Raw genomic sequence first — 6,455 nt, 5'->3', positions numbered from 1 at the left:
TCACCACTGACTTAGCACGCCGCCTACGCACCCTTTAAACCCAATAAATCCGGATAACGCTTGGATCCTCCGTATTACCGCGGCTGCTGGCACGGAGTTAGCCGATCCTTATTCTTCAGGTACACTCAGCCCCGCTCACGAGCGGGGGTTTGTTCCCTGACAAAAGCAGTTTACAACCCGTAGGGCCGTCTTCCTGCACGCGGCATGGCTGGTTCAGGCTTGCGCCCATTGACCAATATTCCTTACTGCTGCCTCCCGTAGGAGTCTGGTCCGTGTCTCAGTACCAGTGTGGGGGATTCTCCTCTCAGAGCCCCTAGGCATCGTTGCCTTGGTAAGCCGTTACCCTACCAACTAGCTAATGCCACGCGAGCCCATCCGTCCCCTATGAATATTTGGCCGCGAGATGATGCCATCCCCCGGCGTCATGCGGTGTTAATCCCTCTTTCGAGGGGCTATCCCCCTGGGACGGGCAGGTTGCTCACGCGTTACGCACCCGTGCGCCACTCTCATGGGGAGCAAGCTCCCCAATCCCGTTCGACTTGCATGTATTAGGCCTGCCGCTAGCGTTCATCCTGAGCCAGGATCAAACTCTCCATTGTAAAATGAAGTGTAAGAGTCCTTGACCCGATATCTCGGAATCAATCTCTGTTAATTATGTCTATCTACCTGATTGACCTAGGTCTGTCTTTAACTTTCGCCTGAAACAGACTACTCGTTACGCTACATGAATATCAATATCTTTCAAGAACTTCCCCGCCTCCGCTCGCGCTTCGGCCGATGTCCGCCACCGGGGGACGAACCCCTGTGCCGCCTGTGTTTCAAAAACCCCTCCGGAACAACCCCCGGCCTCGCGCCGCGGGACCCGGGCAAACCCGGTTTCCGTTTGGGACTGCAAAGGTAAGAACCTTTTCCATTCCCGCAAAATTTATTTCACTTTTTTTGCCAGCCCCGAAAACGCAACGAAAACCAAACCCACCGACAGCAAAAACGAAACAAAACACTCAAGGAACAACCGCCTCCTCCGAAGCGGGATGCAAAGGTAGAAACCTTTTTTGTTAATACAAGCAATGACAAATAAAAAAATAAGCGTTCATGTGCAATGCATTGATTAACAAATGGTTTTATGATAAACTATTTTTCCCTAACAAGATCCCGTATATCACGATTACCCATTTCCCCCGTTCGGCAAAGCGATATCCAACGCATCGATCGGGGCACCCTCCCGATCCAAAAGGAAGGACATCGGGTTTTCGGGGTCCTTAATGATTTCAAACAGGGTATACCCCCAAGGCTTCCAAAAGTTCTCAAGGACCTGGCCGTATGTTTTAACCTGCCATTGATCGAAGATAGGCTTCATACTCATATCCATCAGCGGCATCGGTTCGACAAATATCCGCTCGGCGGTCGGCATAACCGCATAGGTTGGAAGCCGATTAAATAAGTAAGCCGAGTAGAAAAAGCGCGCGCACAGTTCTTCAAATTGGATAGGGTGGAGCCGCTGCGCCTTTAACGGCTTCACGAATGCTTCATGGTAGGCCCCGTTTGCCCCATTATCTTGGAGGCACACGATCAGGCCGAAATCATTCATCCGAAGGGAATACACCAATGTATTGATCTCATCGCGATAGTTGAAAGTATCAGCAGGGTTATCTACTTCGACAACCACCATGGTGAAAGGCATCCCCTCAAACTGAATCGGTTCAATCAACGATTGCAGCATGAGATGAAGGTTTTTGAACTTATGTACAAGCACCTGGGAAAAGTTCATTGCCTCGCCACTAAGTGCTTGTTGGCGTATGCCGGCTTGTACCTCGTTGAATACAACGCCATAAACAATACGGGCCACCCATTGGAACAACGTTGTGTGATCTAGCCCCTTTACCGCATCATGCCCATTTTCGAACGCATTTTCAATACACTTGTCCAATTCAGAAAAACGAGCCGCCACATCAACTGCACAAGGGAGCCGCAGTTGCTTATATGTGCTCAGGCTGCCGTCGAGCAGCTTGAACGGCTTTTCTTCGATACCGAATTTACGCATCAGCCACTCGGGAAATACCTGTATCCGATCTTCCGTCGATATAAGCGGCTGTCCACTCAAAAAACAGGTGTCGTTGTCGAAGCGGAAATCTTTAAAAGGATTATATAAAATGTCCATGCCTAACATACCATTTATAGGATAACGTAGTGTGCCCGCAGCATTTTCAATCCAACGAAGGGAAAGAAATGCCTTTAATCTTCCTGAAAAGCTCAACCGCATACAGGTCGGTCATCCCCGAAACGAAGTCGAGCACCGAACGCACCCTGGCATAGGTGGTCTCTTGGTTGGTGTGAAACTGTTTGGGCATCAACGCCAGAAGCTTGCTATGGTACTTGGTCTTTCTTTCGCTTAGATAGGCCGGAATAAACTCTTCCAGCAAGCCATTCATAACCTTGTATCCGGCCACTTCAATTTGAACGACCGACTGCGCATTGTAGATTTTTTCAATGGAAACCCGCTCGATTGCACGCATCCCATCCACCAAATCGCTAGCTAAAGCGTCCATCAGCGGCTTATCGAACCCCCCTTGCAATATAGCTTCTTCATGCTGTATAAAGGCGTTTGCGCACGCTACAATCAATATGTTTATTGCTTTGGCTCGCAACAGGCTTATCCGGCTGTCCGAATCGCCCAGCACCTCCAATCGCGCGTTCAGCTGGTCGTCTCCGCAAATCGGCAGCAACAGCCGCGCGACCTCTTCGTAAGACAGGATGCCAAGACGATGGGCATCTTCCAAATCAATGATGTTGTAACATATGTCATCGGCAGCTTCTACCAGATAGACCAATGGGTGGCGTTTGTAGCCTATTTGTTGCCCGTTCTCGGAGAGCAATCCAAGTTCCCGGGCAATTTTCTGGAAAGCCGGTTGTTCCGATTGGAAAAAGCCATATTTCTTGCGGTGGTGGACAAGCTTGTCATGCCCATCAATGGATGCGCAGGGGTACTTGACAATCGCGCCGAGCGTACTGTATGTCAGTGCAAACCCATGTTCGTCCTTACCGGAAAATGCGTGCGTGAGTATCCGTAACGCGTTTGCATTCCCCTCGAAGTGCGTAAGGTCTGCCCACTCTTCCGGAGAAACCCGGTCTTTGAAGATTTGCCCGCCGCCATCGGTAAAATAGCTTGAAATAGCCGCTTCACCAGAATGCCCGAATGCCGGATTTCCAAGATCGTGCGATAAACAGGCGGCGGAAACAATATTCCCCACTTCCTGGAGGTAGGGCACTTCGGCGTCTATTGCCGGAACGGACTTTCTCGTTTCATTATAGAAAATACGACCCAGCGACCGGCCAACGCTGGCAACCTCCAGGCTATGCGTAAGCCTATTGTGCACAAATACACTGCCGGGCAACGGGAAAACCTGAGTCTTATTTTGCAACCGGCGGAAAGGAGACGAAAAAATCAACCGGTCATAGTCGCGCTGAAACTCAGAGCGCGCGTCGTGCTGGTCATCGATAGGCCGCGACTCATAACCCCACCGTTTAGCTGAGAGCAATTGCCTCCAATTCATTGCATCCATGGAGGCCAAAGGTAATATAAATTAGCCATACAATAGGAGTAGGGCCGAAGCCGCGTGCATATGGCTAATCGTAAAACTTCCAAGCGATACCGACCCGAAGATTCGCATTCTGCATCGGATACCGACGCACGGTATAATAGCCCGAAGGCCATGCAAGCTGGTTAGCAAAGTTATAGCTAATAAACAGGTTGGCACGTTTAAGCGTCGCCGTGGCCCACACATCAACAATGGGATACGTAGAAAACTCAATACCTACGTTGTCATTATAAAACTGCCCGATATTGATGGCGTATGACGGCGTCCGGAACGGCGTGTTAAAACGAACGTCAAAGCCAAGGTTAAAATCCACAATTTTATAAAGCAGCCCGTTATAATAGAAACTATGCCACGTATATAACTCGGGCACAGCCAGCACCGCATTGTAATCCGATTTCTGATACACAGCATAGTTATCCAAATGAAACCGGCCCAACCTGAAGTTTTGACCCACTGAGACCTTTAACAAATTGATACTATTGTCCAGTTGGGCGGGCTCAATGGTTCGGAACAATCGTGGGTTATTGCCCGGGTTATCCACTTCCCTATAATAAAGGTAATTGTTGATTAAAAAGTACTCCGCCTTCCCCGAAAACCCGAATCGCGCATTCTCGTAGGTAAACGAGAAGTTGGTTGTTTTGGTCTTCCCAAACGCATTGTCCCATCGATGGTAAGTATAGTTAACGCGCTGGAACAATTTTTCGGGCGACTTGTTCTGTGTATAGGCGCCCAGCACGATGCGCCCGACAGTATTGCTCAGAAGGATATCAGCCCTTGCATCGTAAAGGTAATCCCCGAAATTGGCTCCCTGAACGATCTGGTTCAAGTCGCCTGTTATGGTAATCCGGTCGCTGAACCGATAGCCTACACCGGCCCTGAGCGTGCTGTTTTGCAGAAACGCATCCATGCCCCGGTCACTATACCAATGCATATCGTGTCTATAGCCCAGGTCCAGTTTCACTTCATTTTTAATGAAGGCCAGGGATTTCCCCCGAAGGTAAAAGCTATAGCCAAAGTCGTTGGTGATGGTCGTAAGCCGCGTCGTGTCTGCCGATAGGATGCTCTCTCCAAATGGAAAGGCATTGTTCACATCCTCTTCATTTTTATAGAACTGGAAGCTCCGGGAGCGAAACTGGACACTATGTGACACGCGGTTGGTTGGAAGTATTTGTTGTTCAGGCAAGTTGGCATTGATCGTATCCAAACGTCCCATGAACAGGCTTTGCCTGAGAAAGATACTGTTGTCGCGCCAGGTGTGCCGTGGTCGTTCATCACGCGTGCCGCGCAGGCGCGTGGATTCGGCGTCGCTTGGCCCACGGTCGGGGTTACGAAACAGTGTATCGTTAAGTATAGACCCGTTCTCCGTTGACGTCAACTTATTGAAAACCGCATTGGAGAGCAGGTTGTACCGATGGTTATCCGACTCATACCAGGCAAATACGGCCGATTTTAAATCATTATACCGTTGGTTGATGTAATAACCATCGGCTCGGGCTGCATGAAATTCGCCACCGATGTTTAGTCTGGGATTGATGTTTTGGGTCACCTTGGCGCGGATAATCTGATCATCAAAGAAAAACCCTACATTATACAATTCCGAAAACGGGGCCCGTGCACGGTAATATTTTATCGAGTCGGGCTGGTAGATATAACGTTCCAAGCTGTGAAATCCGGTCTGGAACCCAATGGTCTTATTGGGTTCAAACAGCATATCGCGCGTAGCCAATCCGTAACTGCCCAAATGGATGGTCGGGTTCTTCGGCCGGTTTTGTGGGTTGTAATACTGGAAATTCTTATGCAGGGTGTCGATTTGGTAAGTAAACGTTCCCTGCTTCATCATGGCCAGGGTGGTATAGCGGATATACCTTGCCGTATAAATTACCGTATCCTCCTTATTATCTTCGGCTGCCCTCGCAGAGTCCAGTGCGCTACTGAAATCTTCCTCCACTTGCGCGTGCAGTGCAGGCAGGAACGAAAAGCAACACAGTGAAATCAGCAAAATGCGCAACCGGACATTCATCGTTGCAAAGCTACCAATTCTTTCAATATTAATGTCATTTTTGGCTCGGCCGTCGTGGCAACCTCCACGATTTCGGCGAGCGACACGGGTTGCAGATTTTCGTGGAAACCTTCGTCGGTGACCACCGAAAGGGCGAACACGGGTAAGCCCAAATGATTGGCGACAATGACCTCCGGTACGGTGCTCATGCCCACGATATCGCCTCCAATCAGTCGCATGTATCGATACTCAGCCCGGGTTTCCAGGTTCGGGCCGGGAGTGGATACATACACCGCGCGGTGTATTGTTATCCCCTGCCTACCAGCAATTTCCAGTGCATCGCGAATCATGTCGTTATCGTAGGGTTGGCTCATGTCCGGGAAACGCGGGCCGAAACGCGTATCGTTGGCACCGCGCAAAGGGTTGTCAGGCAAAAGGTTGATGTGGTCGTCTATCACAGCGAGGTCCCCCTTTCTGATCGTCCGGTTGAGCGATCCCGAGGCATTGGATACGAAAAGCTTTCGGATTCCCAGTGATTTCATGACACGTACGGGGAACGTGATCTGCTGCATGCTGTAACCCTCGTAATAATGGAGACGGCCCTGCATGGCCACAACCCGGCGCCCGTTGAGCATTCCGAAAATCAGTTTGCCGGTATGGAACTCTACCGTGGATATCGGGAAATTGGGTATATTGGCATACATCAGTTGATGCGCAATTCCGATTTCCTCGGCCAAACCGCCCAGGCCGGTGCCCAGTATGATACCGAACTCGGGGTCAAAATCGGCAATCCGCTGCTTAATGAACGCTGTTGTCTCTTCGATCAGGTGGTACATACATATAGATATTACGTGTTTGCC

The 6,455-nt window shown here is 50.0% G+C and carries 5 protein-coding genes and 1 rRNA gene; all 6 read right to left on the bottom strand.

The window, feature by feature from the left end; translation table 11 throughout:
• Positions 1-599: ribosomal RNA gene (locus ACO1NT_RS12205) — 16S ribosomal RNA — on the bottom strand; the annotation flags it as partial.
• A 116-nt stretch (positions 600-715) separates the two neighbouring features.
• The gene (locus tag ACO1NT_RS12200; RefSeq protein ID WP_449048906.1) at positions 716-895 is read right to left on the bottom strand and encodes a hypothetical protein; all 180 of its coding nucleotides are present in this window, start codon (positions 893-895) and stop codon (positions 716-718) included.
• Positions 896-1,165: 270 nt separating this feature from the next.
• Entirely contained in the window at positions 1,166-2,158 is a 993-nt protein-coding gene (locus tag ACO1NT_RS12195) for a hypothetical protein (RefSeq protein ID WP_449048905.1), read from the bottom strand.
• A 46-nt stretch (positions 2,159-2,204) separates the two neighbouring features.
• Complete coding sequence (locus tag ACO1NT_RS12190; RefSeq protein ID WP_449048908.1) at positions 2,205-3,551, bottom strand: deoxyguanosinetriphosphate triphosphohydrolase; 1,347 nt, start codon at positions 3,549-3,551, stop codon at positions 2,205-2,207.
• Between the two features lie 73 nt (positions 3,552-3,624).
• Positions 3,625-5,616 carry a putative porin gene (locus tag ACO1NT_RS12185; RefSeq protein WP_449048904.1) on the bottom strand — a complete coding sequence of 664 codons (1,992 nt, stop codon included), beginning with the start codon at positions 5,614-5,616 and terminating at the stop codon, positions 3,625-3,627.
• Positions 5,613-6,431 carry a purine-nucleoside phosphorylase gene (locus ACO1NT_RS12180; protein WP_449048903.1) on the bottom strand — a complete coding sequence of 273 codons (819 nt, stop codon included), beginning with the start codon at positions 6,429-6,431 and terminating at the stop codon, positions 5,613-5,615. Before ACO1NT_RS12180 ends, ACO1NT_RS12185 begins: the two co-directional genes overlap by 4 nt.
• Between the last annotated feature and the right edge of the window lie 24 nt (positions 6,432-6,455).

The organism is Parapedobacter sp., assembly GCF_053550995.1.
The sequence above is the reverse complement of the archived record's forward strand: the minus strand, read 5'-3'. Positions and strand labels throughout refer to the sequence as shown.

Coding starts and splice junctions, on each gene's coding strand:
- ACO1NT_RS12195 (WP_449048905.1), bottom strand. CDS start 2,158: ATGGACATTTTATATAATCCTTTTAAAGATTTCCGCTTCGACAACGAC.
- ACO1NT_RS12190 (WP_449048908.1), bottom strand. CDS start 3,551: ATGAATTGGAGGCAATTGCTCTCAGCTAAACGGTGGGGTTATGAGTCG.
- ACO1NT_RS12185 (WP_449048904.1), bottom strand. CDS start 5,616: ATGAATGTCCGGTTGCGCATTTTGCTGATTTCACTGTGTTGCTTTTCG.
- ACO1NT_RS12180 (WP_449048903.1), bottom strand. CDS start 6,431: ATGTACCACCTGATCGAAGAGACAACAGCGTTCATTAAGCAGCGGATT.